Source organism: Fictibacillus phosphorivorans (assembly GCF_023715845.1).
Lineage (GTDB): Bacteria > Bacillota > Bacilli > Bacillales > Fictibacillaceae > Fictibacillus > Fictibacillus phosphorivorans_D.
This window is the reverse complement of record NZ_JAMBOR010000096.1, coordinates 1-251: the sequence shown is the minus strand read 5'-3', so window position 1 is coordinate 251 and position 251 is coordinate 1. Positions and strand designations below refer to the sequence as shown.

Genomic DNA, 251 nt, shown 5'->3' with positions numbered 1-251 from the left:
AAGGAAGTATTCGAGTAAGAGGCTTTGTTCTTTGAAAACTAGATATCGACATCCAAACAAAGTAATGCAAGGCAGATAGATATTGATCTGCGCCAAAGCAACAATCTTGATGTGCAAACATCATTAAGTTATAAGGTTAAGCTAGAAAGGGCGCACGGTGGATGCCTTGGCACTAGGAGCCGAAGAAGGACGGGACGAACACCGATATGCCTCGGGGAGCTGTAAGTAAGCACTGATCCGGGGATTTCCGA

At 45.4% G+C, this 251-nt stretch carries 1 rRNA gene; it reads left to right on the top strand.

Features of this window, described 5'->3' with window-relative positions:
- Positions 1-134 precede the first annotated feature (134 nt).
- Positions 135-251 (top strand): 23S ribosomal RNA (locus M3206_RS18930); the annotation flags it as partial.